The following is a 25,423-nucleotide window of genomic DNA, read 5'->3' on the forward strand; positions in this document are numbered from 1 at the left end:
TAATTTTGCGCTTTGTTGAGTAAAAAAGCTAAAATCTACGATTTTTGGAGATTTTTAGGTTATGACAACCTCACAGGAGAGGATTATCCCGACAGACTTGCGAAACGAAATGTCGCAGTCTTATCTGGAATACGCCATGAGCGTGATAGTGGGTCGGGCGCTGCCAGATGCTAGGGATGGTCTAAAACCTGTGCATCGTCGCATTCTCTACGCAATGCACGAGCTAGGTCTGCTCCACGATCGCCCCTTTAAGAAATGCGCCCGTGTGGTGGGGGAAGTGTTGGGTAAATATCACCCCCACGGGGACACAGCAGTATATGATGCTTTGGTGCGGATGGCGCAGGATTTCTCCATGCGATCGCCCCTAGTTAACGGACATGGTAACTTTGGTTCGGTAGACAACGATCCACCAGCCGCCATGCGGTACACAGAATGCCGCTTGCAAGCTTTAACTAGCGCTGGTTTACTCCACGACATAGAGTATGAAACCGTAGATTTCGCCGATAACTTCGACGGTTCCCAGCAAGAACCGACAGTCTTACCCGCACGGATTCCCCAATTATTGCTCAACGGTTCCTCTGGGATTGCCGTGGGTATGGCAACCAACATTCCGCCGCATAATTTGGGTGAATTGATTGATGCTTTAGTGGCTGTAATCCACAATCCAGAAATCACCGATCTCGAATTAATGCAGTATGTCCACGGCCCAGACTTTCCAACTGGGGCGCAAATTTTGGGGACATCTGCCATTCGAGAAGCTTATACTACTGGGCGTGGTTCCATTACCATGCGTGGTGTTGCCAACATTGAAACCGTTGAACAACGGGGACGACCAGATAGAGAAGCAATTATCATCACCGAATTGCCCTATCAAACCAACAAAGCGGCGCTGATTGAAAAAATTGCCGAAATGGTGAATGAAAAACGGCTAGAGGGCATCGCAGATATCCGAGATGAAAGCGATCGCGACGGGATGCGAGTTGTCATCGAACTCAAGCGTGATGCTTATCCCCGCGTTGTGTTGAACAACCTCTACAAGCAAACGCCACTGCAAGCCAACTTCGGCGCAAATATGCTGGCGTTGGTGAATAGCGAACCCCAAGTACTCACCCTCAAGCAGTTTTTAACTGTCTTCTTAGATTTCCGTATCGAATCTATTGCCAGACGCACCCGTTACGAACTGCGGAAAGCCGAAGAACGCGATCATCTTCTACAAGGGTTATTAATTGCCCTGTCTCACTTAGATCCAATTATCATCTTAATTCGCCATGCTCCCGATGCACCCACAGCTAAAGGCGAGTTAATCACAACTTACGGACTTTCGGAAGTGCAAGCAGATGCGATTTTGCAGATGCAATTGCGGCGGTTGACTGCCTTAGAAGCAGACAAAATTCGTTTAGAACACGAGGAATTACAAGCGAAAATTACCGACTTGCAAGATATTTTGGCACGTCGGGAGAGAGTGCTAGAAATCATTGAAACCGAAGTTGGGCAACTGAAAACTAACTTTGCCACACCCCGCCGCACGGTAATTTTACCAGGGGAAGGGGAATTAGACGATCGCGACCTCATTGCCAATGAAAAAGCGATAATTCTAGTGACAGAGCAAGGTTACATCAAACGGATGCCAGTTAATACCTTTGAAGCCCAAAGCCGTGCTACTAGAGGTAAAGCCGCAGCCAAGGTAAAAGATGATGATACCATTGAGCATTTCTTAACTTGCTGCGATCACGACAGTATTTTATTCTTTAGTGAACGTGGTGTTGTGTACTGCCTGAGAGCGTATCAAATTCCAGCGAGTTCGCGTACCAGTCGCGGGACACCAATTGTCCAGATGCTACCCATTCCCAAAGAGGAAAAAATCACCTCCATTGTACCGGTTGACGAGTTCAGCAACGAAGAATATTTGGTCATGCTCACCAAGGGCGGCAATATCAAGAAAACCGAATTGGCAGCCTTTAGTCACATTCGCGCCAATGGTTTGATTGCCATTTCTTTAGAAGAAGGCGATCAACTGCGGTGGGTAAGACGCGCTAGAGTCGAGGACAGTGTAATCATTGGTTCTCGTAACGGCATGGCGATTAACTTCCGGTGCAACCACGAACAACTGCGTCCTTTAAGTAGGGCGACTCGTGGGGTGAAAGCCATGAAACTTAAGAATAAAGATGAACTTGTGGGTATGGATATTCTGCCCGCAGCAATTCTTGAAACTTTGGATATAGTTACAGAAGCCGAAACAGAAGATATCGAAGTAATCGAAACAGAAGATATCGAAGTTACCGAAACTAATGAAGAGTCCGCAGAAGTGCCTAGCAGTGGCATTGTTGGCCCTTGGGTGTTGGTGATTACAATGGGAGGATATGGTAAGCGCGTACCAGTTGCTCAGTTCCGCCTGCAAAATCGTGCTGGTCAAGGTTTAATGGCAACGAAGTTCAAAAACCGCAAAACCAAAGACAAGTTAGCAACCTTACGCATTGTCAACAATGATGATGATGAAATCATGATGGTGACAAATCGCGGTATTATCATCCGTCAAGCCGTAAATGCGATTTCTATCCAATCGCGATCGGCAACTGGAGTCAGAGTGCAGCGTTTAGATGAAGATGACGCAATTATTGGAGTGGCAGTAGTTCCACCTGATGCTGCCGATGCAGAAGAAGCAGAGTAAGAAGCAAGGCGAGCAGGGGAAGCAGGGGAGGCAGGGGGAGAGATTTATCTCTTTGCTCCCTTACCTCATTTCCTTAGCTAGCGGCATTTTAATGGGGCTAACCGTAGCCCCAGTGGATGCATGGTTCTTGGCTTGGATTGCCTTAGTTCCCTTATGGGTGCTAGTTGTCACTTCAGCTAAAAGCAAAAACCAATTCCCTCTAGCTTTTTTCTGGGGTATAGGTTATCACGGTGTCGCCCTATCTTGGATTACCGGAATTCATCCGATGACATGGTTGGGAGTTCCTTGGTTGCCAAGTTTGGCAATCACCCTTTTTTGTTGGGGATTTATCAGTGTCTTGGGAGGGATATTCCTTAGTATTTGGGCGGCTGTAATGGTTCGCCTGGGCGGACAAAAACCGTGGTTGCGTATACTTATTGGTACAGCCGTCTGGTGCGCCTTAGAGAATCTGTGGAGTGCCGGGCCTTTGTGGTGGAGTTCCCTAGCTTACACTCAAAGCCCGCACAATCTCATAATTGTACATCTGGGTCAACTATCAGGGCCTAATACTGTCACAGCAGCAATAGTTGCCATTAATGGTTTAATTGCTGAAGGATGGATGAACCGGACAGAGGCAGAGAGAATTTCCTCTGTGTCCTCCGCGCCTCTGCGGTTCGTTAATAAATACTGGGTCATCGCCACAGGATTATTAATTACCTTACACTTCATTGGTTTTATCTTATATAGTCGTCCCATCGCCCAACCACCAGAAGCAGCCTTGAAAGTGGGGATTGTTCAGGGTAATATTCCGAACCGACTTTTACGAAGTTCCGAAGGGTTTCGTCGCGCCCAAGAAAACTATACCAATGGATATTTAACTTTAGCAGACCAAGGTGTAGATGCAGTCCTCACCCCAGAAGGAGCCTTACCTATTTTCCAGCGCAACTTGATGAAAACTGCCTTAGTCGCAGCAGTGAAGGAAAAAGGCGTAGTTGGTTGGATTGGGGCTTTTGGCGAACGGGGAGACAGTTATACAATTAGCTTGTTTACTTTCAATAGTAAAGGTGAAATTGTCAGCCGCTACGATAAATCCAAACTTGTACCTTTGGGAGAATATATTCCCTTTGAAGGGATTTTAGGCGGGTTAATTCAACGCTTATCGCCTTTAGAGGCACACCAAGTTCCGGGTTTGGCAAATCAGATATTTGACACTCCTTTTGGTCGTGCGATCGCTAGTATATGTTACGAATCTGCTTTTCCTGAACAATTTCGTCGCCAAGCTGCGGCTGCTGGGCAATTTATCCTCAGTTCTTCTAACGATGCCCATTACACTGCATCAATGCCATTCCAACACCATGCACAGGATATCATGCGGGCAATTGAAACCGATCGATGGTCAGCACGGGCAACGAATACCGGATATTCAGCCTTTGTAGATCCTCATGGTAGAACTTTATGGATGTCTGGATATAATACTTACGAAACTCACGCTGAAACAATTTATCGGCGACAGACACAAACTATATATGTGCGTTGGGGTGATTGGTTAACACCTTTGTTGCTAGCATTGAGTGTCTTAGGGTGGTTTGTGCAAAGAGTGATTAACTAACGCTAATATCAGATTGTAATACAGTGACATCCACGATAAATGGTCACCACTTGAATCTTTAAAAGAGGGATTGTGGCATGGAAGACATTCAGCAACGCAAACTTTTATCTGCCTTAAGCCACGGAGCAATATTTTTTAGCTCTACGATTATCTCCATTGGCATACCCATTGCAATTTTGTTAATTAGCAATGACCCGATTATCAAAAGCAATGCCAAAGAATCCCTCAATTTCCACATAAATCTTTATATTTATGCAATTATCTTTGCATTGCTGATTGTTGTAGGCATTGGTATTTTGTTGTTGATTGTGTTGGGCGTGGTCAGTTTTATTATGCCAATTATTGCCATTATTAATGTTCTGAATCAGCCAAATGCATCTTACCGCTATCCCTTTATTTTCCGATTTGTCTAATTAATAAAGAGTTATACCTTTGTAGCTTATGTTGAGTAATAGGGAAATTTATAAATGTCATAGTAAAGTGGGTTTATAAGAATCAATCAAACCTACACAATTTATTTTTTTATTATCTAATTAAACTTTACTCAAGTTTATTGTAATGCGGCAAAGCTTTCTTAAAGTGAGACAAAATATTAGGTAATTCTCAATTTTGCCTATTAAAAAAAATTAGATTTTGGTAAAAGATGGCTTTTTAAGTACATAGTCTGGGCTAATTTACAATTATCCATAAGGATGAAGTCTGAATACAGAATTTCATACCAAATTAAGTTTAAAAAAAACCTCAGAAGCGATAATTTCCCGACTTTAAGGTGTTTTAATAAAGCTATTAACGAAAGTCTAGTAGAAGCAAAAACATGAAAGGTTTCAGGAAGTTATCCTCAATAGCGTTATTGCTATGTGCTTTTGTGTATCCGCCCTCATTAGCTGAAGCAAAAGATATTTCTTTAAGTCATGCTCGCAATGAACAGAGCGCCACACCAGAAGCTAACCTAATTGGAGATAAAACTGGAGAGCTTTTAATTGCTCAACGGTGGCCAGGACGATATCGAACGATCCGACGACGGCAGCCCTATGGACGATACCAGATTATCCGACGACGGCAGCCTTTCGGACGATATGAAAATATCCGACGACGGGAGCAGTTCAGACGACGGGAGTTTATTCGACGACAGCAGCCTTACGGACGAAACCAAAATATTCGAGGTCGTTATTATTGGTAACGGCTGATACAACTAAGTAATGGCTAGTGGTTGGTGATTCAACCACTAACTATTGTTATCTTCTAATGACTTGCTACTACTTCTCCTTCAAGGCGAACTAGTCGGTCTGCCAAAAGTTTTTCAAGGTCTTCTAATGCTTTGGTGAAACCTTTGATGCCTTCGTCTAATTTGTCAGTTGCCATACGGTCTGCTGCGTGCATTTTGTCATAGCTAGCTTTGTCGATGGATATCTTTTCGATTGACAAGCTTGCTGCCTTAGCGGGGTCAAGTTTACGTGGCAGTTCTCCAACATTTGATTGTAATTCAGCCAAAAGTGATGGAGAAATAGTTAGTAAATCGCTACCTGCGAGTTCAGTAATTTCGCCAATGTTGCGGAAGCTAGCTCCCATAACTTCGGTTTTATAACCGAATTTCTTGTAGTAGTTGTAGATTTTGGTGACAGACAAAACTCCTGGATCTTCGGCGGCTGGGTAGCTATCGCGTCCGGTATCTTTTTTGTACCAGTCGAGAATCCGACCAACGAAAGGAGAAATTAGGGTGACACCGGCTTCTGCACAGGCGATCGCTTGGTGAAGACCAAACAACAAGGTAAGGTTACAGTGAATACCTTCTTTTTCAAGAATTTCCGCAGCGCGAATACCTTCCCAAGTGCTGGCTATTTTAATTAAAACGCGATCGCGGCCAATTCCAGCAGCTTTATACTGAGCAATTAAGTCCCGTGCTTTAGTTAGGGTAGCTTCGGTATCGTAAGACAAACGAGCATCTACTTCTGTAGACACGCGACCGGGAATGATTTGTAAAATCTTTAATCCAAAGGCAACTGCCAAACGGCCAAAAGCCAGAGTAACTATCTCTGCTTGGGTGGCTCCGGCTCCAGCATCTTTCTTCGCTTGCAGTAAAGTTTGATCGACAATTCCCTGATATTCTGGCATTTGTGCCGCAGCAGTAATCAGCGAAGGATTAGTGGTGGCATCTTGGGGTTTAAACTTTTCAATTGCCTGGATATCCCCTGTATCTGCGACTACAACAGTCACCTCTCGCAATTGTTCTAGTAAATTCTTAGACATAAAAGACTCCGTGATGAATGTTACAGGATTTACTTATTCCCTAGCGAGTGCTGAGTTCTGAGTTCTGAGTAGAGACGCGATTAATTGCGTCTGTACAGGAGTTAGGAGTTATTATTCTTTTCCTTGTCTCCCAGTCCCTAATCCCCAATCCCCAGTCCCCAGTCCCTTCAATTCTGATTCTGGCAATTTTTCTTAATTATTGCCCAATTTTGCTTACTATCTTGAGCCTCAGCCCTATTCTAAGTGCCTTATGCCGAAATTGGCTGTCCAATGGAATGCACTTTGATTAAACTAGTTGTGCCCGATTTACCAATTGGAACACCAGAGGTAATCACTACTTTATCGCCTTTATTTGCCAAACCCATATCTACAACTGTGTTCACCACATTGGTAAACATCTCTTCAGCATGATGGACTGGTGGGATTAGTAAAGCTTCCACACCCCAAGACAGTGCTAGTTGGCGATAAGCGGTGATGTCGGAGGTTAGGGCAATAATCGGAGAAGTAGGGCGATATTTAGATACCATTCTCGCCGTACTTCCTGATGTAGTGTTACAGAGAATTGCTCGTGAGCCTGTTTCATAAGCGATGCGACACACTGATTCTGCAACAGATTCGGTGACGCTGAGACTACCTGCTTCATGACACCAAGCATGTTTACTACCCTCATCTAGAGCCTGTTCTGTCCGCACGGCGATGTTGTGCATCATCTGAACGGCGGCAATGGGATATTGCCCCACGGCTGTTTCACCAGAAAGCATTACTGCATCCGTACCATCTAAGATGGAGTTGGCAACATCGGTGGCTTCGGCGCGGGTGGGATCGGGGGCGCTAATCATCGACTCTAGCATTTGGGTGGCTGTAATCACCGGCTTGCCAGCACGATTGCAACGGCGAATAATATCTTTTTGAATCAGGGGTACTTCGTGAATTGGCACTTCCACACCTAAATCGCCACGAGCAATCATAATTGCGTCGGCGACCTTCAAAATGGAGTCAAAATTCTCTACTGCTTCTGCTCTTTCAATTTTGGCAATTAAGCGGATAGAAGCACCAGCCGCTTCAATCATCCGCTTGGCGGGTTCTAAGTCTTGTGGCGATTGGACAAAGGACACCGCTACCCAGTCTACACCCAACTGAATCCCAAAGCGCAGATCCAGTAAGTCTTTTTCGGTGATCGAATTGACAGGTAAAGGAGTTTGTGGTAGATTCACTCCTTTATGTGTAGAAATTAACCCGCCAGTTTTCACTTGGGCACGAATGCGATCGGCATCGCGATCGCTAACAATTAACTTGACACGACCATCATTAATTAAAATTGGTTCACCTGGTCGCACCATTGCGAACAAAGTCGGCAATGGTAGGGGGAGTTCCTCGATACTGTCACCCTTTTCTTGCAAAACAAAGGTGACTTCAGTACCGACTTCTAAATTTAACCCTTCTGGTGGTAAAGTTCCCAAACGAATCTTCGGCCCACACAGGTCTTGCATAATTGCGATCGGTTTTTGCCGCTCAGTACTAATTTGTCTGAGATAATGAGCAGTTTGGGCGTGGAATTCATAAGCCCCGTGAGAAAAATTCAACCGTGCCACATTCATACCAGCTTCTACTAAAGCTTGCAGCTTTTCAGGTGCAGATGTAGCTGGCCCAACAGTACAAATGATTTTGGTGCGACGCATAGGGATTAGGGGTTGAGGAGTAAGCTGTGAATTCGTAATTCGTAATTCGTAATTCGTAATTCAGAGACTTCAGATTTTATTTGGGTTTTCGGGTTTAAATCTTTAGCCTTCTTTCAAAGAATTAGTATTACGAGCCAAAAATCACATGTGCTTCATATCAATGGTTTGCTAAATATAAATACTAGGTTGCGTTTTGTTTTCGGCATCTTTCCCATTTCACCCAAATCCCAAAAGTCAAAGGTTAATCACCAATGACCATTAAACAATTCGTAGTTCGTAGTTCGTAATTATGTTTTGTAATGGAATTTCAACCCCCACTAATATACAAACTGTTTATTATTCGATGGCATCAACCCCTATTCAATTACGAATTACGAATTACGAATTACGAATTATCAAGCAGCTGTCGGGGCGAGTTGTTCTTTTTGTGACATAGATAACATCATCTCAATCACGCGATTCGAGTAGCCCCACTCGTTGTCATACCAAGCAATTACCTTGAAGAAGTTCGAGTTCAACTCAATTCCAGCACCTGCGTCGAAGATACTAGAATGAGTATCGCCTTGAAAATCTGTGGAAACTACTTCTTCATCTGTGTAACCCAAAATACCCGCTAGTGAACCTGCGGCAGCTTCCTTCATCGCAGCACAGATTTCTTTGTAACTGGTAGCTTTGGCAGTTTTGAAAGTTAAATCAACTACAGAGACATCGGGAGTTGGAACTCGTAATGCCATACCAGTTAATCTACCCTTCAATTCTGGTAAAACTAGTGCTACAGCTTTAGCTGCACCTGTGGACGAGGGAATAATATTCTGGCTTGCACCTCGACCACCCCGCCAGTCTTTCTTGCTGGGGCCGTCTACGGTTGGCTGAGTGGCAGTCATGGCATGAACTGTGGTCATCAACCCTTCAGTCAACCCAAAGTTGTCATTGATAACCTTAGCTATGGGAGCTAGACAGTTTGTAGTGCAGCTAGCATTGGAGACAATGATATCTTTGCTGGGGTCAAATAAGTGATGATTGACACCCATTAGTAGAGTAGGAACTCTATCTGGATCTTTAGTGGGAGCGGAAATTATCACTCGCTTTGCACCTGCCTTCAGGTGATTTGCGGCTCCTTCGTGGTCAGTGAAGAGTCCTGTAGATTCCACTACATAATCTGCCCCTAATTTTCCCCAAGGTAACTCTGCTGGATTCCTCACCGACACACAAGGAATGAAGTGTCCGTCAATGAGAATCCCGTCTTCCTTGGCTTCAACCTTGTGCTTTAATTGACCGTGGGTTGAATCGTACTTTAATAGGTAAGCGAGATTATCTGGTGGTACTAGGTCGTTAATACCCACAAACTCAATATTGGGATTATCGATGCCAGCGCGAAGCACGAGTCGCCCGATTCGACCGAAGCCATTGATACCAACTTTCAATTTAGTCAAGATTAAACCTCCCGTTGTGGAAGTTGAACAAAAGGAGAAAGGTTAAAAGTCAAAATAGATTGCCTTTTATTCTTTACTCTTTGATCCTGACAGTATCAGCAAGCTAAGGCATATTTACTTGGCATATTTTAAGGATTGGGCATTGGGCATTGGGCATTGGGCATTGGGCATTGGGAATTGGGAATTGGGAATTGGGCATTGGGCATTGGGCATTGGGCATTGGGCATTGGGAGAATACTCCTAACTCCTAACTCACTACTCAGCACTCAGCACTCACTACTCAGCACTCAGCACTCAGCACTCAACTCATGAGGAGCAAGCCACGATTTGTTAAAAGGTAAACGGCAAAAGTTCCTAGCCAGTGGCTAGCTGCATAATGTTCAATTACAACATCCGTGAGTCCATGATAACGATGTTGGAGGGCAGTAGAGCGGAGTGTTTCGATGCGGCGATCGCTATTTGCCAACTTAGATATAATACCCTCAAGCATCCACGCACGACTGAGGTTAAGTCCGTAAAAGTGGGCTTGCATATAATCTTGAGGATTATCTACCCTGACAGGTTCTAACCAATTTGCTGAGTTATCAATGGGTATTTGGGGAAGAAAATTCGTCAGCCATTCACTGAAATCTGTTGTTGGCAGGATTCGCCGCATTAGGTCTGCTTCAGCAAGGCCAGGAGAGAGAAAATCGTAGCCAAGCGGCTCAAATTGTAAGGAGTAGTTGCGATCGCTAAGATAGAATTGCCGTGCTTTGTTCTCTACTAACTGAATAAAATCAGTATTTTCGGTAATCCTTGCCCAATCTAGCATCAAACCAAGTGCAAAAGCTGTTTGGCTATGCATCCCTGTGCGATTTGGGAGTTTCAGTTTGTCAATCCAGCGTTGTAAGTTACCTGCAATCAAGTTCTCTAACGGTTCCAATACAACCCGCCATTCTTTCCCTTGAGGATGATTCCACTCGTGAAGTTCCGCAGCTAGTTGCAGAAACCATGCCACACCATAAGGAAATTCATAAAAGGGTAGCCGTTGAAAATGGGCAATTTCTCCTTGAATCTTCTCAGGTGTTAGGCTTTGGCTAAGTGCTTGCTTTGAAGCTGCATTGAATGAGGCTTCGGGGAAATGACGCATCAGACGTACTAACAACCAGTGACCATGTACAGCTGAATGCCAATCTAAGCAGCCATAAAAAGCAGGAGTCAATTGACGCGGTGGTTTTATATCCTCGTCGCTATCAGCCCAATATAAATTACTATTGGGATACTCCCGCCCGATACAATCCAGCACTAATTGAGCAAATTGTGTTGCGATCGCTTCATTTATCTCTAAATTATCGGGTGGCATGGTCACTTCTAGCAATAAGGACATTGTATCGGAATGTATTGTACGATCGCAAAGACGCGATAAATCGCCGTCTCTACAATAATCAGTCCTTTGTAGAGACGGCGATTTATCGCGTCTCTTGCCTTGCTAATTTGCTAGGAATTAACCATCACTTGCGCTTCAGGTTTTACCCTAGCTTCTGCTTCCAGAAATTCAGCCACTTGAGCCTCAATTTGATCGCGAACAATTTGGCGATACTCTAAGAAATGCTCAATTTGGGCACAAACGGCTAAATAGCTACTCACCCCACCGCGATTATTTTGATACATACTCCATAGGTAACGCCAGAATTGCCACCGCGTCTGACGACGTACACCTTGCCGCCAACAAATGATCAGAAACGCTCGAAGTACTTTCCAGTTCAATGGTTTCTTGGCAGCTTTGCCCTTTTTCGGGTAGGTTGCTTCCCCCAAAAGCCGGAAGTGTTTGTATGTACGCTCCAAAAACCGCTCTGGCTCATACAAATCACAGAACGCTTGCACATATTCACGAGCGATGTCTTCTAAGGGTCGAGTGGGGACAAAGTTCATCAACGTGGTTTGGTTGATGTTGGCTGATTTATTGCGGAGTCGTCCTTCCTTTTCTAATCGATGCCAAAGCGCTGTATCTGGAAGCGCTTGCAACATACTAAATAAGGCAGTGGGAATTGCTGTTTGCTCCACAAACTTAACAATCCGCGCACCTGCACCTACTTTCTCGCCATCAAACCCAATAATAAAGCCTGCCATAACTCGCAACCCTGAGCGGGTAATTCTATTCACCGCCTCGCTGAGTGAGTCTCGCGTGTTCTGATATTTCTGAGTGAAAGTGAGACTTTCTTCGTCTGGGGTTTCAATTCCTAGAAAAACGGCTCCAAAATTACACGCTACCATCAAATCCATCAGTTCTTGATCTTGCGCTAAATCAACTGAGGCTTCTGTAGCAAAAGAAAAGGGATAGTTATGTTCTACCATCCAGGGCAGAAGAGACTTCAAAAATAATTTAACATTCCGCTTATTCCCGATGAAATTGTCATCCACCATGAAAATACTGCGCCGCCAACCCAGTTGGTAGAGATAATCAAGTTCTGCTAATAGCTGTTCTGGGGTTTTGGTGCGGGGTTTGCGTCCGTATAGCACAATAATGTCGCAGAATTCACACTGAAAGGGACATCCACGAGAAAATTGCACCGACATTTCCGCGTAGGCTTCAAACTCTAGCAAGTCAAAGCGAGGGGTGGGAGTGTTGGTAACATCTGGTTTTTCACCACCAGAGCGAAATATACCCGTGCGATCGCCCCGTGCGATCGCTGCTACAAATAAAGGTAGGGTAATTTCCCCTTCATCTAATATCAAGTAATCTGCCCCGGCGGATGTCATTTCATCTGGTAACGCTGTCGGGAAAGGCCCACCCACGGCTACCCGTTTACCTCTGCGTTTTGCTTCTCCTATCTGAGAAAGCAAATCTTCTTTTTGCACAATCATCGCCGACATAATAACCAAATCTGCCCAAGCCCACTCTGCCTCTGTACAGTCACGAACATTTCGATCTACTAATTTATACTGCCATTCTTGAGGTAATATCGCGGCTACTGTCACCAAACCTAAAGGCGGTAGCATTGCTTTACGGTCTAATAAAGCCAGTGTTTTTTCAAAAGACCAAAAACTTTTTGGAAAACGGGGATATAGAAGTAAAACGTTCATATTTGATGCTTATAATCCTTGATCTTAGCTACTGGCTGAGTTTACATACAACTGAGATCCTCTTGTAACACACTTAGAGAAACCTTTGTATGCAGTAGCTGTAAACTTTACTATGACTGATTTAGACAAAGCAATATTTTTTAAGGGTAATTAAATGAAAACAATCATGATTTCGCTATATGCTTTTGAGGTGATCCCTTTCTATTAACTCCTGTTTTTGTTTCAGGTACACAAAACCAAAAAACTCCCAAAGCCACAACTGCGATCGCTGCTAAAATCAAAAAACCAACATTATAACCAGCATTTTTAACCACAAACCCAGCTAATACGTTGCTCAAACCCGCACCAACACCAATGGCAGTGTTGAGCATCCCTTGGGTAACATTAAAGCGCCCTGTGCCTTTAGTTAAATCAGCTACCATCAACACGGAAAGCACACCAAAAATCCCGGCTCCAATACCATCCAGAATTTGTACAGAAACAAGAAAATAGGGATTATCCGAAAGCGTATACAGTACTCCTCGAATGGGCAAGACGGCAAAGCCAAGGAGAAATATGGGTTTTCTGGCTGTATGTGCGAAACGTCCAGCCAAGTTGGAGACTGGAATCATTACCAACTGAGCCACAATAATACAAGCAGACATATAAACTGTGTCACTTGTCCCTTTACCCTGTGCCAATTCTTGACCAACTAGTGGTAACATAGCAGCATTAGCAAAGTGAAACAGAACTACTGCAACAGTAAAAAAAAGGATTTGGCGATCGCTTAATAATTGCAATATGCCTTCATATCCCTGTCGATGTTGTTCTTTATCCTGCTCTTTGCCCTCTTCTCCATCTCCACGCGCTAGTTCGTGGTCAATCTCTCCTTCACGAATCATCCTTACGGAAATAATGCTGCCCACAGCCATAGCAGCAACTAGGAAAAATATTGCCTTGCGTGCAATAAAGTAACCTGCTAAAGCAGCGAGAAGAGCAGCTATCAGATTGCCTGCATGGTTAAATGTTTCATTACGACCTATCCGCCTATCTAATCTCTCGTGTCCTACAAGTCCTAGAGTAATGGCAGTAATAGCAGGTGGGAAAATTGCTGCTGCAATCCCAATCATTATCTGAGAGCCAATGACAACAGGCAAACTCGGTAACAATCCTATAGCGATACAGCCAATAGAAACAAACACAGCAGCCAGTACAATCAACGTCCGTTTCTGACGTAGCCTGTCAACCAATGCACCAGCTGGTGTTTGGACAAGGACTGTGGCAATTGTTGAAGCTGACATCGCCATTCCAATCTGGGCTGGGTTCCAATTTTGTGAGGCTTTCAGGTAGATGCTCAAATATGGCCCAACACCATCGCGCACATCTGCGAGAAACACATTCAAGTAATCAAGAGAGCGCAAACTTTTCTTACTCGGTCTTTGCTGTTTTTGCATAAGTCTTTAGCGATGTTTGATAAGCTATAGAGAAGAAAAGTCGCAAAACTTTTGTACAAAAATCGTGCCAAATTTATGGGCGTTCGGCTACATCTGGCAAGAAAACTTTTACCAGTGCATCTACAAAAACTGAGTTAAGCAATATTTCACCAACAGTATCAGATTCAAACGGAAAAAGATATAACCAGCCTTATAGTAATCTGTCAGCCGTATTACTGGGGTTATTAAATATGCTAAGTAAGGTACATTTGCATCTTTTACAGCCTTCGCTAGTTGGGTGAAGTGTTGCAGATTTGCAAGTAACTAGAACTAGCAATACTGCTCTTAAATAGCAATTAAGATTCCCAACTTTTTTAATAAATCGGGAATCTGAGGTTTTCGAGTTAGTCTGAAGAAATCCTATTTTAAACAATAATCGACTGATGCGCGATCGCAATTAGCTAATCAGACCTTCTACTTCGTTGCCTCTGCTCCTGCTTTACTTGATTCATTAGATGAAGCTGATTCTGTTTTTTCTGGTTGCGTCTCGTTTGTTTGTTGCAATTGGTTGAGATGAATATTGTTCACTTGAACAATAAAGTATTCTAATGCTTGACTTGCCTTTTGTTGCTGTTGGCTTTCATCAGAGACATCATAGCAACGATAAGGCGGAGTTACTCCCAATATAAATTTCTCTTGTTCCGCTTCTAACAATTCAACGGCTGTGTTAGCAGCAAGAGAATTCTTCTGAAAAGGAAAAGAGGTAACTATACTAGCAACAATAGAAGCAATAGCTGGACACAATACAGGGAGCCATTTGAGCCAAGCTTGTCCTGCTTCTAATTTGTCTACCAGAACTAAAATTGGTGTGACTCCTGATAAAATCACTGTCGCAATTTGCAAACTATAGTAAAGGTTCCTTGATACACCCCTAATTTTTTTATAATCGTCAATCAAGTCTTGGCTGTATTGTAAAGCCTTCCCTCTTGTTAGAGTCAGCGTATCTTTATCCCAAGAATTAGGATTAGTTAATAGATAACTATATAGTTCAGCTTTCTTGGTGAGTTCTGACTGATAAGCTGCCTTCTTATAGTTCTGGAATACTTGTCTATTGATAAGCAACAAAAAAAATAAGAAAGTTAGAGCTACTGCCCCAGAAATAACAACTCTTTTATCTTCTGAGAGAAAAACAATAAAGAGTCCAGACGAAACAAAAGCTGCAAGTAATAAATACTCAATTACCTTCAAGTTAAAGAACTTTTTTTCATCTGATATGGAGGAGAAATTTTCAATCCTATCGGAAATTTTTCCTTGGTTTCTTTGATTAAGATTAGGTAATTCAGAAGTAGTCATTGCCTCTTACTCAATTTTTTATCGGGTGAAATGCAGCAATCAAATGAATAGCAATAAGTAGAATTAATTGTGCTGAGGGGGTAGAAGTCAGGACAACTTTGCAAATATATAGAATTCTAACTTTTGCTTAGACATCCCTTGTATAACTGTTCTTAAGCAGTTTATCCCTTTCCAAAACCTTCTAGCATCTACTATTAGCTTCCATTTTGCGATTGACTAGTTGGCTGAGATCCTTTATAAAAGCCAGAAATCTTTCTTTCTGTTGACGTAAAATTATCTCAGTCTAGCAAGTCTAATTAATCCTAACCATACATACATTTGATTGATAATGCAAGTTTTTTTGAAAGTGTTTTTACGTAGAGATTAAAATATTTTTAATACAAGTATCTGTTGTTCTAAATAAAATATATGATTTGGGCTTTGCAATAGTTGAATTGTTTTTTTGAAGAGAATTTTAAGCCTATCGGGGTTGTTAGCCTGTCGTGTCGAGATTGGCAAACAACTATTGCGACAGAAAATTATTCAAGATTCTCCGATTTATCAGGATATCCTTCAAAGAAGAAGATAGCAGGAAGCGCTAGCACTGATAAGATGCGAACAATTGCAGAAATTAATGAGAAAATTATCCGCCAACGTGCGGTAGTATTGACAACTGAAGAGTTAAAAGCACGAGTTGTAGAAATCGGTGTTACTAAAGCTGCTAAAGAAGTTGATGTAATCACCACTGGCACGTTTGAGCCGATGGAATCAAGCGGTGCAATTATCAATCTCGGACATACTGACCCCCCGATAAAAATTCGCCGTTGTTGGTTAGATGGTGTACCAGCATACTCTGGTTTTGGGGCAGTAGATTTATACTTGGGTGCGAGTTGTGCTGTAGAAACGACCGATGGGGAAGAAGTTCGAGAACGTGGCGGTGGTCATGTAATTGAAGATTTAATCGCTGGTAAAGCCATACATGTAAAAGCGCAAGGACAAGTAACTGATTGTTACCCCAGAGCAAGTTTTGAAACTACAGTTACCCGTGAAAGCATTAATCAGTTTTATTTATTCAATCCGCGCAATCTTTATCAAAATTTTATTGTAGGTGTAAATGGTGGCGATCGCCCCCTCTTCACCTACCTGGGCCCTTTACAACCGCGTCTGGGGAATGCTGTTTACTCTAATCCTGGTGCTATTTCCCCCTTACTCAATGATCCCGATTTGCAACTCGTTGGTATAGGGACTCGAATTTTTTTAGGTGGTGGTATTGGCTATGTCGCTTGGGAAGGCACTCAGCACTTCCCGTTACAAAAGCGTTTAGCTAATCGTACACCCATTGGGCCCTCTGCCACATTAGCTTTAATTGGTGATGCCAAACAGATGGATGCTCATTGGGTGCGGGGTTGTTACTTTAAAAGTTATGGCCCCTCATTGATGTTAGGCGTTGGTGTCCCACTCCCTGTATTAAATGAACAAGTAGTTGAACACTGTGCGGTACAGGATCAAGACTTAGTAGCCCCAATAGTGGATTTTTCCATACCCCGGCGCGTTCGCCCCACTTTCGGTTTGGTAAGTTATGCCCAACTCAAATCTGGGAAGATCGCTATTGAGGGCAAAGCAATACGCTCTGCCCCCTTAGCGAGTTTATTTTTTTCTAGGCAAGTCGCCCTAGAGTTGAAAAAGTGGATTGAAGCAGGGACATTTACCCTTACAGAACCAGTTTCTCCAATTCCAATGGAGCGATCTTTTCTACCCCAAGACCGACGGACGGATTTTTGATCTTGAGGAATGGAGCAGGAGACAGGGGGCAGGGGGCAGGGGAGCAGAGGAGAAGGGGGGAAATAACCAATTCCCCAATTCTCCATTCCCAATTCCCAATTCCCAATTCCCTAATCTTGAGTTGGTTTCGGTCGCTTGATAATGGGCTTTGGAGTGGGCGTTCTTGGTATAGGTTTTGACACTACAGAAGTGTCGCTACTCCCGCCTGTTTTCTTGATAGGACGCGGGGTTTCACCACTGCGTCTGGGGGGGAATGGTTTTCTACCACCAGCACCAGTACCACCGCCGCCAGCACGAGGGCCGCCTCTGAATGGTGGTTTGCGTTTTTTGGGCAAGTCAGCGATCGCTTCAGCTTTTTCTACTATTAAAACGTCAGCTTCTCGCTTGGCTTGGAAATCCCAAAACTTTCCTACTGCTTTGGTGGTCAGAACACCCCTCAATTTCAACTTGAAATACTTGGGTTTGTCAGTTGGTTTGCGTGCAGCCTGCCTAATTTTGACTACTAAGCTCTTAGCGTCAAAAGACTGGTACACTACCTCACCACGAACAGAAAAACCACCATCGGCAACTTCTGATGAGGGAATCGTGGAAATTGTACTTAATTCAGAATTTTCAGATAAGCCATCATCGTCTGTCTCTGACTCTTGCAACTCTAAATTTAAATCATCCTCATCTGTTGAATTTTTAGCCAGATTTTCTGGCTCCCAAACTCCAACAATTTGGATGTGCAAGGTGTCATTTTCTTGTCTTGTGCGTGGATATACTACCCACAAGTGATCTTTCTCTAAGTCTAGGTGATTCTTGACTAAGCTCATAATCCGGCCTAGGAGGACGGCATTGAGTTCTACACCATCTGTAGTTAGGAGCGTACCTTGAGTAAATTGTTCGCTGCTAGCATGATAGCGACCCCGGACTAATCCGATCGCTCGGTACTGCATCGGTTCGCTGGGAGGCGGAATCGGCTGCTGTCGATTGACTAAGTTCCCATTTGAGTCAGTCTCAGTGGGGTTGACAGGCGAATTTTCAAATTTGGAGGACTTGGCTATGTTAACATCGGTGGCTGTCTCGATCTTAATTGGGCTTTTGTTAGAGGCAGAAGAATTGGAAGATTCAGGCAACGGCATCAGGTCGGAATTCATAAAAACTCCTTGCGGCACAGACACATCCCATTGTGGGATTTTATAAAGGTAGCTGAAAAGAGCATTTGTGCGACTGATGAAAGTATATTTGCTTTTCACAAAGCCACACTAGGGTACTCTATACAATCTTAAAGGCGCTAAATTTAGTGTTTGTAGATTAAACGTGTAATTTTGCGCTTTGACACTAGTTTCGGAAGCATATCATAGCTACAATTCTGACGGCTCCTCCTAAAGTCATCACTTACTTTAGCAGTGTAGATAGTTAATTGTTATAAAATTCACAGGCAATTGGCGGTATTCCGCAAAGTTTTGGAAATTTTTAACTTTACGATTTGTGTAAATGATAATGTCATTAGAATTCAGGAGAAAGACAAAACTGTGTTTCAAACACGCAATCGCTGGATAGTTCAAGTCGTATTAGCGCTGGCAGTTCTTGCTTTTGTGGGTGTTTCAGTGATTCCCATAATTGGAGCATTTAATAATACGCCATCCTCCAACCAGAATACCGCTAGCACTAGAGGCACTTTGCCCTCTGCTGACCAAAAATCAAAACTGGAAGATGAAGTTCGGGGTTATGAACTGGTTTTGCAAAGGGAACCAGAAAATCAGACTGCCCTTAAGGGTTTATTGCAGGCGCGGCTACAACTACTAAGTCAGAAAGAAAAAAGTGAGGTTAAACCAGCTGATATCCAAGTTGTCATTGAACCCCTTGAAAAGCTAGCCAAGCTGAATCCTGAACAGTCAGAATATTCAGTACTACTGGCTCAAGCTAAACAGCAAATAGGCGATCGCGAAGGAGCGGCTCAAGCTTATCGCTCGATTTTGTCCACAAAACCAGGCGATCTGAAGGCTTTGCAAGGAATGGTGGCTTTACTAATCAGTCAGCAACGCCCAGAAGCAGCCATTGGTTTGCTGCAAGAAAGCCTCTCGAAAGCAGCCCAAGCAAATACAATTCAGCCTGGAAGCGTAGATATAGTAGCCGTGCAGGTGCTGTTAGGTTCTGTTCACGCTTCCCAGAAACGCTACGCTCAAGCTAGCTCTGCTTATGACCAGGCAATTAAGAAAGATCCTAAAGATTTTCGCCCCGTCGTGGCAAAAGCGATGCTCTTGAAACAACAAGGCAAAGACGCAGATGCAAAACCTTTGTTTGATAGTGCCGCAGCTTTAGCACCTGCTCAGTACAAAGACGAAATTAAAAAAGCAGCAACGGCTTCTCCAATACCTAATCCTGCTGCGTCTCCCGCACCCTCCTTGCAAACTACTCCGAAGTAGGGAATTGGGAATTGGGCATTGGGAATTTGGGGTAAAGGGTAAAGGGTAAAGGTTAAAGGTTTTTTCTCTCCCTTTTCCCCTTCCCCTTTTCCCTTTAACCGACAAGTATTGCCCCCTGCCTCTTCCCCTCACGCTCCCTCAATGGCAGCAACGACACCAAAAACTAAAAATAGGCATCCGCCAACAAAGGTGAGTTGACGCTCAGAAATTCGACCGGCAATCATTTTGCCGCCGATAACTGCGATCGCAGCACAAATCGCATGTCCTAAAATTGCACCTATGGTAACTCCAATTGGATTATTTCCGGCTGCTAGGGCAATGGTGGCAATTTGGGTGCGATCACCCCACTCTGCCATAAATGTCAATGCAAAGGCTTCTATTACAATTGCTAAGGGAGTCTTTTGCTTTGGTAACTGCAAATCTGCTTTTTTCACCGCAGTTTCGGCTTCTTGTACAACTTCTGTATCACAAGCAGCAGACATTTTACTAGCGTCGTACAACAGCTTAATACCAAAGGCAAGAAACAAAATTATTTCAGCATAATGAATATAAACTTTTGGCAATAAAGATACCGCTTGTCCAAATAGCACCGAAAGGATTGTCATCGCGGCTAAAGCAGCTGTCACACCTATAAATACCAGCCGCCGTGGGTGGTGCATTGCCAAAATCACGGCAATAAAAAATGTTTTATCGCCTAATTCTGAAACTGTAATTAATAACAAACCTGCGGTAAAAGCTGTTAACACTCTTTCAAGCTCCTGAAAAATCGTTTACCGATGTGAAGCTTGATGAGAACCAAAAGACCTCACCAAGTTTACACTTTTCGGTGTGAACTTAGTGAAGGTCTCGCTTTCAAATATTTATTATTCGTCATCTGAACCAGGCTCATCGCCAGTATGTTGATTCAGATGTACTGGCTCTTATTTTTTTGCCAGCAGCTACTCCCCTTCAATGCGATTTAAATTATACATCTGTTACAAGTAAAAGTCAAGGCAACTAGCTACATAGCATTAGGCGATCGCGGCAATATTTGTATTGCTAAGTATTGCCTAATTCGAGAAGGGGGCTATTTGAACTTGTTCTGTAACACCAACTCCATGTTGATCAAATAATAGGTTCCCCGTAGTTTGATTGTCGATCGAGCTATTGCCTGCGGTTATGGAACTAGTCCCAAGTTGGAAGGAACTTGAATTAATTGTCACATCCTGAGATTGGCTCAGTCCGAATTCTGCTTTGGAAAAGAAGATAGTATTGTCTTCAACATTAAAATCAGTGCTAGTATCAGTTAGGTTTCCACCGATGATTACATCGTTACCTACACCACTAAACAAGATGTCATTATCCTGAGATACTGGGATGATATCTGTTTTATTTGTACCAATTAGGTTATTTCCACTCGAAGTACTATTAACCACTGTCAGTACAAAAACATCGCTGATAGTTGCCATTCCATCACTAGCGATAACTTGAATGTTGAGGCTGCCAAGGTTGTCATTTGTGGGAGTACCACTGAAACTGATGCCGTCCCAGGTTAACCAACTAGGGATTGGTTCACCATTTTCCAGGCTGGCGCTGTAGGTGAGGCTATCTCCTGCATCCTCATCTCCAAAGGTGTTGGTAGGTAGAGTGAAGTTGAAAGGGCTGTCTTCTGTAGCTGTTTGGTCGGCAATGGTATTTGCCACTGTTGGAGCATCATTAATATTATTGACTGCGATCGCGATCGCTTTCTCGTAGAATAAACCACCCTGATCTGTGGTGCGTAAACGGATGTTGTAACTATTCTTAGTTTCGTAGTCAGGTGAAACGTTAAGGTATAACTCATTACCTACAATCGTGAAGGCGCTATTATCGTTGCTGTCTGTACCTGAAACTAAAGTGTAAGTGTGGGTGTTGTCTGGATCTGTGTCAGTGGTGCTAAAGTTGCCAATTACTGTGTTTGCAGGAACATTCTCATTCACGCTAGTAGCACTCAGGCTCAGGTCAGTGGGAGTATTGTTTAGGTCAAGCTGAAAAAGTTCTTGCCCAGTGTTCCCGTTATCTGCAAAAAAGTAGAGCTTGCCATTGATGTAAGTAAAGTTGTTAGGGTAAGAGCTACTTGTGCCAGAGAAGATATCCTTAACGCAGACGGTACCAGCCTCAGTACCATCACTCTTCCAAAGTTCAGTTCCCCCATTGCTGTCGGAGGCACTGAAGTACAGCGTGCCGTTGATATTAGTCAGATTTTGCGGATTTGAGCTACCAGTGCCAGAGACAATATCCTTAACGCGAACAGTACCAGCTTCAGTACCATCACTCTTCCACAGTTCATTACCCCCACTGCTATCAGTGCCCCTGAAGTAGAGCGTACCGTTGACATTGGTTAGATTTTGAGGATTAGAGCTACCAGTACCAGAGAAAATATCCTTGATGCGGACAGTACCAGCCTCAGTACCATCACTCTTCCACAATTCATTGTCTCCACTGCTGTCGATAGCACTGAAGTAGAGCGTGCCGTTAACATTGGTCAAATTTTGCGGATTTGAGCTACCAGTGCCAGAGAAGATATCCTTGACGCGGACAGTACCAGATTCCGTGCCATCACTCTTCCACAGTTCAGTTCCCCCACTGCTATCGGTGGCAACGAAGTACAATGTGCCATTGACATTGGTCAGATTTTGCGGGTAAGAGCTACCCGTACCAGAGAAGATATCCTTGATACGGACAGTACCAGTTTCTGTACCATCACTCTTCCACAATTCACGACCTCCAATACTGTCGGTAGCACTGAAGTAGAACGTGCCGTTAACATTGGTCAAATTTTGCGGATTTGAGCTACCAGTGCCAGAGAAAATATCCTTGACGCGGACAGTACCAGCCTCAGTACCATCACTCTTCCACAGTTCCCGACCCCCAGCGCTATCGGTGGCAACGAAGTACAGCATACCGTTGATATTCGTCAGAAAGTTAGGGTCAGAGCCACCCGTACCAGAGAAAATATCCTTGACGCGGACAGTACCAGCCTCAGTACCATCACTCTTCCATAGTTCATTGCCCCCACTGCTGTCGGAAGCACTGAAGTAGAGTGTGCCGTTGACATTGGTCAGATTTTGCGGGTTTGAGCTACCCGTACCAGTGAAGATATCCTTGACGCGGACAGTACCAGCCTCAGTACCATCACTCTTCCATAGTTCATTGCCCCCACTGCCATCGTTGGCTCTAAAGTAGAGTGTGTCGTTGACATTTGTCAGAAAATACGGTTCAGAAGAGACTGTGGCAGTATTAATATCCTTGACGCGAACAGTACCAGTTTCGGTGCCATCACTCTTCCACAGTTCACTGCCCCCACTGCCGTCGGTGGCACTGAAGTACAGCGTGCCGTTGACATTGGTGAGATTTTGTGGGTAAGAGCTACCCGTACCAGTGAAGATATCCTTGACGCGAACAGTACCAAATTCCGTGCCATCACTCTTCCACAGTTCATAGCCCCCAGTGCTGTCGCTAGCAATGAAGTACAGCGTGCCATCGATATTGGTCAGATTTTGTGGGTAAGAGCTACCCGTACCAGAAAAGATATCTTTGACACGGACAGTACCAGATTCCGTGCCATCGCTCTTCCACAGTTCAGTTCCCCCACTGCTGTCGATCGCTCTGAAGTACAGTATGCCATTGACATTGGTCAAATTTTGCGGATTTGAGCTACCAGTACCAGAGAAAATATCCTTGACGCGGACAGTACCAGCTTCAGTACCATCACTCTTCCACAGTTCAGAGCCCCCACTACTGTCGGTGGCTCTGAAGTACAATGTGCCGTTGATATTGGTCAGATTTTGCGGGGTAGAGCTACCAGTACCAGAGAAAATATCCTTAACAATAACGGTATCAGCTTCCGTGCCATCACTTTTCCACAGTTCATAGCCACCGCTGCTGTCAATGGCAACAAAGTACAGCGTGCCATTGACATTGGTCAAATTTTGCGGGTTAGAGGAAACTCCACCAGTATTTATATCTTTGACAAGGCTAATCGATGCTTCTTCTGTTGCCATAACCGTTTTTCCTTAAACTTTTGGATAAAAATCACAAGCGAAATCAGGCGTAGTTGATACTCTGTTTCTTGCTTGCAAAGATGCGGATCGCTGAATTGCCTTAGCTTCGCTTTTTTACAATTAAATAGCCTCAGTAAAGATGTTGAATTTTATTAATAAATAGCTTAGAGGTCAGAAGCGTTAATTCTATAAGAAGGTTAAGCAACTTATGAATGGATCGAGGAGTTTAAGAATCTCTATTAAATATCTAAATTTAGTGGTATTCAATGGAAGTTCTGAATCCCCACACTTCTCGATTCTGAATTATTTCTTTAATTTTCTTTATATAAAGATATAAAGCCAATTTGTTAAAGATGAATATCTGTACGTCCCAAGTTTTAAATCTTTGTTTACTGGAAATCCTAATCTAGTAAGCGCTGCAATATAATCATCCTCTAAAATGCTATATGCAATAAAGACAAATTAATGTCACCATAGTTCGCAATCACTCTATGGAAAAATGGACTTTTCGCAAAGTCAGAACTTATATGTAATCTTGTCTGCTTGTAGTGAAAATTATGTCAGAGTTATAGATTATACAAAAAATTGGAAATTAAACAAAGCTATTAATTTCAAAAGTGATTATTAAGTCACCTCAAGTATTTTTTGCCTGGGCATAATACCCATTTATTCAAAAAAATGGATCGATAAATAGATAAATTATGCCCAAGGTTAAAGCCAAATCCTATCTTATTAAGCGAGTCCAACCAACTTGGCGCTTAGTTCCCACATGCGATCGCCTTTGTCGTCATCGCGGGCTTGAGGAGAAACCTTTTGAACAAAGGACTTACCATCTTCCTTCTGGCGATTTCCCCAACTCCAATACACACCAGATTGATTGTACTCAGGATCGGCAACCACGGCCGCAACTCTTTCTCCCGCCAACTCCTGAGATACATATCCCTTAGTGATGTACTTCTGGAATAATGGGAAGATTTTTTGAAATAGAGGATAGTGGTTTCTAAATAGCGGTGTTTCTGCAACACATCCCGGATAGAGAGAGTTGAAGACGATACCGGTTGACTCGTGATAGCGCTGATGTAGTTCTCGCATGGTTAGGACGTTACAAACCTTGCTATCCTTGTAAGCTTTGACTGGTTCAAATTTCTTGCCATCAATCATCGAGATTGGTTCTTTAAATCCTTCTGCAAAACCTTGCAAATCACCCAAGTCTGGACGCGGCGGAATCTTCCCACCTAGTTCGTCTGGATTATGGGTAACAGTTCCCAAAATTACCAGCCTTGGCTCTGAAGATGACTTCTGTAGATCCTCTAGCATTAGGTTGCACAAAAGGAAATGTCCCAGGTGATTTGTCGCAACACTTAACTCATATCCTTCTGGGCTTCGCAGTGGCTCCTTTAACAAAGGCATATAAATTGCAGCGTTGCACACCAAAGCATCTAGGGAGTGTCCGCTTGCTCGGAAGTTCTTCACAAATTGTCGAACGCTATCCAAAGAGCCAAGATCGATATGCATGATAGTGTAGCTACCCTGGTGCGGGATTCCCACAGATTGGGCTGCCAGTTGAGCCTTCGCTATATCCCTACAGGCCATCACTACATACCATCCCCTTTCAGCAAGAGCCTTGGCAGCGTACAAACCGACTCCTGAAGAAGCACCTGTGATTATAACCGTTGACTTCCTATCCTGTACCATTCTATTCAGACTCTGTGAATCACCTTTTTCTCCCTTCAGGATTTTACATCACTGGGTTGTACCAATATTTATTTTGTAAATATTGAGTTTC

Annotated in this window: 18 protein-coding genes; 7 read left to right on the top strand and 11 right to left on the bottom strand. The window is 43.6% G+C overall.

Translation table 11 applies throughout. The features are described 5' to 3' along the window. Positions 1-61: 61 nt before the first annotated feature. From gyrA to RMZ41_RS14820, 4 genes are all read left to right on the top strand, one after another. Entirely contained in the window at positions 62-2,668 is a 2,607-nt protein-coding gene (gene gyrA / locus RMZ41_RS14805) for a DNA topoisomerase (ATP-hydrolyzing) subunit A (protein ID WP_322642245.1), read from the top strand. After that, a complete protein-coding gene (lnt, locus tag RMZ41_RS14810) occupies positions 2,649-4,256 on the top strand; it encodes an apolipoprotein N-acyltransferase (RefSeq protein WP_322642244.1) in 1,608 nt (535 codons plus the stop codon). Before gyrA ends, lnt begins: the two co-directional genes overlap by 20 nt. 77 nt (positions 4,257-4,333) lie before the next feature. Further along, on the top strand, positions 4,334-4,669 hold the full coding sequence (locus RMZ41_RS14815; protein WP_322642243.1) for a DUF4870 domain-containing protein: 336 nt from the start codon (positions 4,334-4,336) through the stop codon (positions 4,667-4,669). Positions 4,670-5,070: 401 nt separating this feature from the next. After that, the gene (locus RMZ41_RS14820; protein WP_322642242.1) at positions 5,071-5,436 is read left to right on the top strand and encodes a hypothetical protein; all 366 of its coding nucleotides are present in this window, start codon (positions 5,071-5,073) and stop codon (positions 5,434-5,436) included. Between the two features lie 62 nt (positions 5,437-5,498). Here the strand turns inward: RMZ41_RS14820 and RMZ41_RS14825 are convergent, their stop codons facing one another. From RMZ41_RS14825 to gap, 3 genes are all read right to left on the bottom strand, one after another. Then, positions 5,499-6,503: a transaldolase gene (locus RMZ41_RS14825; RefSeq protein ID WP_322642241.1), complete on the bottom strand. Its 1,005-nt coding sequence runs from the start codon at positions 6,501-6,503 to the stop codon at positions 5,499-5,501. A gap of 248 nt (positions 6,504-6,751) precedes the next feature. Next, a complete protein-coding gene (pyk, locus tag RMZ41_RS14830; protein ID WP_322642240.1) occupies positions 6,752-8,182 on the bottom strand; it encodes a pyruvate kinase in 1,431 nt (476 codons plus the stop codon). A gap of 395 nt (positions 8,183-8,577) precedes the next feature. Further along, on the bottom strand, positions 8,578-9,615 hold the full coding sequence (gene gap / locus RMZ41_RS14835; RefSeq protein WP_322642239.1) for a type I glyceraldehyde-3-phosphate dehydrogenase: 1,038 nt from the start codon (positions 9,613-9,615) through the stop codon (positions 8,578-8,580). A 118-nt stretch (positions 9,616-9,733) separates the two neighbouring features. Here gap and RMZ41_RS14840 point away from each other — a divergent pair, with 118 nt between their 5' ends. Next, positions 9,734-9,859 carry a hypothetical protein gene (locus RMZ41_RS14840; RefSeq protein WP_322642238.1) on the top strand — a complete coding sequence of 42 codons (126 nt, stop codon included), beginning with the start codon at positions 9,734-9,736 and terminating at the stop codon, positions 9,857-9,859. A 57-nt stretch (positions 9,860-9,916) separates the two neighbouring features. On the opposite strand, the gene RMZ41_RS14845 is transcribed toward RMZ41_RS14840, so the two are convergent. From RMZ41_RS14845 to RMZ41_RS14860, 4 genes are all read right to left on the bottom strand, one after another. Next, positions 9,917-10,957, bottom strand: coding sequence for a DUF2891 domain-containing protein (locus tag RMZ41_RS14845; protein ID WP_322642237.1), 1,041 nt, complete (start codon positions 10,955-10,957; stop codon positions 9,917-9,919). Positions 10,958-11,091: 134 nt separating this feature from the next. Further along, positions 11,092-12,678 carry a B12-binding domain-containing radical SAM protein gene (locus RMZ41_RS14850; RefSeq protein WP_322642236.1) on the bottom strand — a complete coding sequence of 529 codons (1,587 nt, stop codon included), beginning with the start codon at positions 12,676-12,678 and terminating at the stop codon, positions 11,092-11,094. Positions 12,679-12,842: 164 nt separating this feature from the next. Beyond that, positions 12,843-14,111: an MFS transporter gene (locus RMZ41_RS14855; protein WP_322642235.1), complete on the bottom strand. Its 1,269-nt coding sequence runs from the start codon at positions 14,109-14,111 to the stop codon at positions 12,843-12,845. 453 nt (positions 14,112-14,564) lie between these two features. Beyond that, positions 14,565-15,443 carry a DUF4231 domain-containing protein gene (locus RMZ41_RS14860; protein ID WP_322642234.1) on the bottom strand — a complete coding sequence of 293 codons (879 nt, stop codon included), beginning with the start codon at positions 15,441-15,443 and terminating at the stop codon, positions 14,565-14,567. Between the two features lie 591 nt (positions 15,444-16,034). Between RMZ41_RS14860 and RMZ41_RS14865 the strand changes: the two genes are divergently transcribed. Next, positions 16,035-17,204 (top strand): homocysteine biosynthesis protein, encoded by a 1,170-nt coding sequence (locus RMZ41_RS14865; RefSeq protein ID WP_322642233.1) that lies wholly within the window; start codon positions 16,035-16,037, stop codon positions 17,202-17,204. Positions 17,205-17,314: 110 nt separating this feature from the next. On the opposite strand, the gene RMZ41_RS14870 is transcribed toward RMZ41_RS14865, so the two are convergent. Continuing rightward, positions 17,315-18,343 (bottom strand): hypothetical protein, encoded by a 1,029-nt coding sequence (locus RMZ41_RS14870; RefSeq protein WP_322642232.1) that lies wholly within the window; start codon positions 18,341-18,343, stop codon positions 17,315-17,317. A 378-nt stretch (positions 18,344-18,721) separates the two neighbouring features. Here RMZ41_RS14870 and RMZ41_RS14875 point away from each other — a divergent pair, with 378 nt between their 5' ends. Continuing rightward, positions 18,722-19,615 carry a tetratricopeptide repeat protein gene (locus RMZ41_RS14875; RefSeq protein ID WP_322642231.1) on the top strand — a complete coding sequence of 298 codons (894 nt, stop codon included), beginning with the start codon at positions 18,722-18,724 and terminating at the stop codon, positions 19,613-19,615. A 128-nt stretch (positions 19,616-19,743) separates the two neighbouring features. On the opposite strand, the gene RMZ41_RS14880 is transcribed toward RMZ41_RS14875, so the two are convergent. From RMZ41_RS14880 to RMZ41_RS14890, 3 genes are all read right to left on the bottom strand, one after another. Then, positions 19,744-20,361 carry a TMEM165/GDT1 family protein gene (locus tag RMZ41_RS14880; RefSeq protein ID WP_322642230.1) on the bottom strand — a complete coding sequence of 206 codons (618 nt, stop codon included), beginning with the start codon at positions 20,359-20,361 and terminating at the stop codon, positions 19,744-19,746. A gap of 303 nt (positions 20,362-20,664) precedes the next feature. Continuing rightward, positions 20,665-23,637 (bottom strand): ELWxxDGT repeat protein, encoded by a 2,973-nt coding sequence (locus RMZ41_RS14885; protein ID WP_322642229.1) that lies wholly within the window; start codon positions 23,635-23,637, stop codon positions 20,665-20,667. A 732-nt stretch (positions 23,638-24,369) separates the two neighbouring features. Then, positions 24,370-25,332 carry a protochlorophyllide reductase gene (locus RMZ41_RS14890; protein WP_322642228.1) on the bottom strand — a complete coding sequence of 321 codons (963 nt, stop codon included), beginning with the start codon at positions 25,330-25,332 and terminating at the stop codon, positions 24,370-24,372. Positions 25,333-25,423: the final 91 nt, after the last annotated feature.

Source organism: Nostoc sp. DedVER02 (assembly GCF_034530675.2).
Classification (GTDB): Bacteria; Cyanobacteriota; Cyanobacteriia; order Cyanobacteriales; family Nostocaceae; genus Nostoc.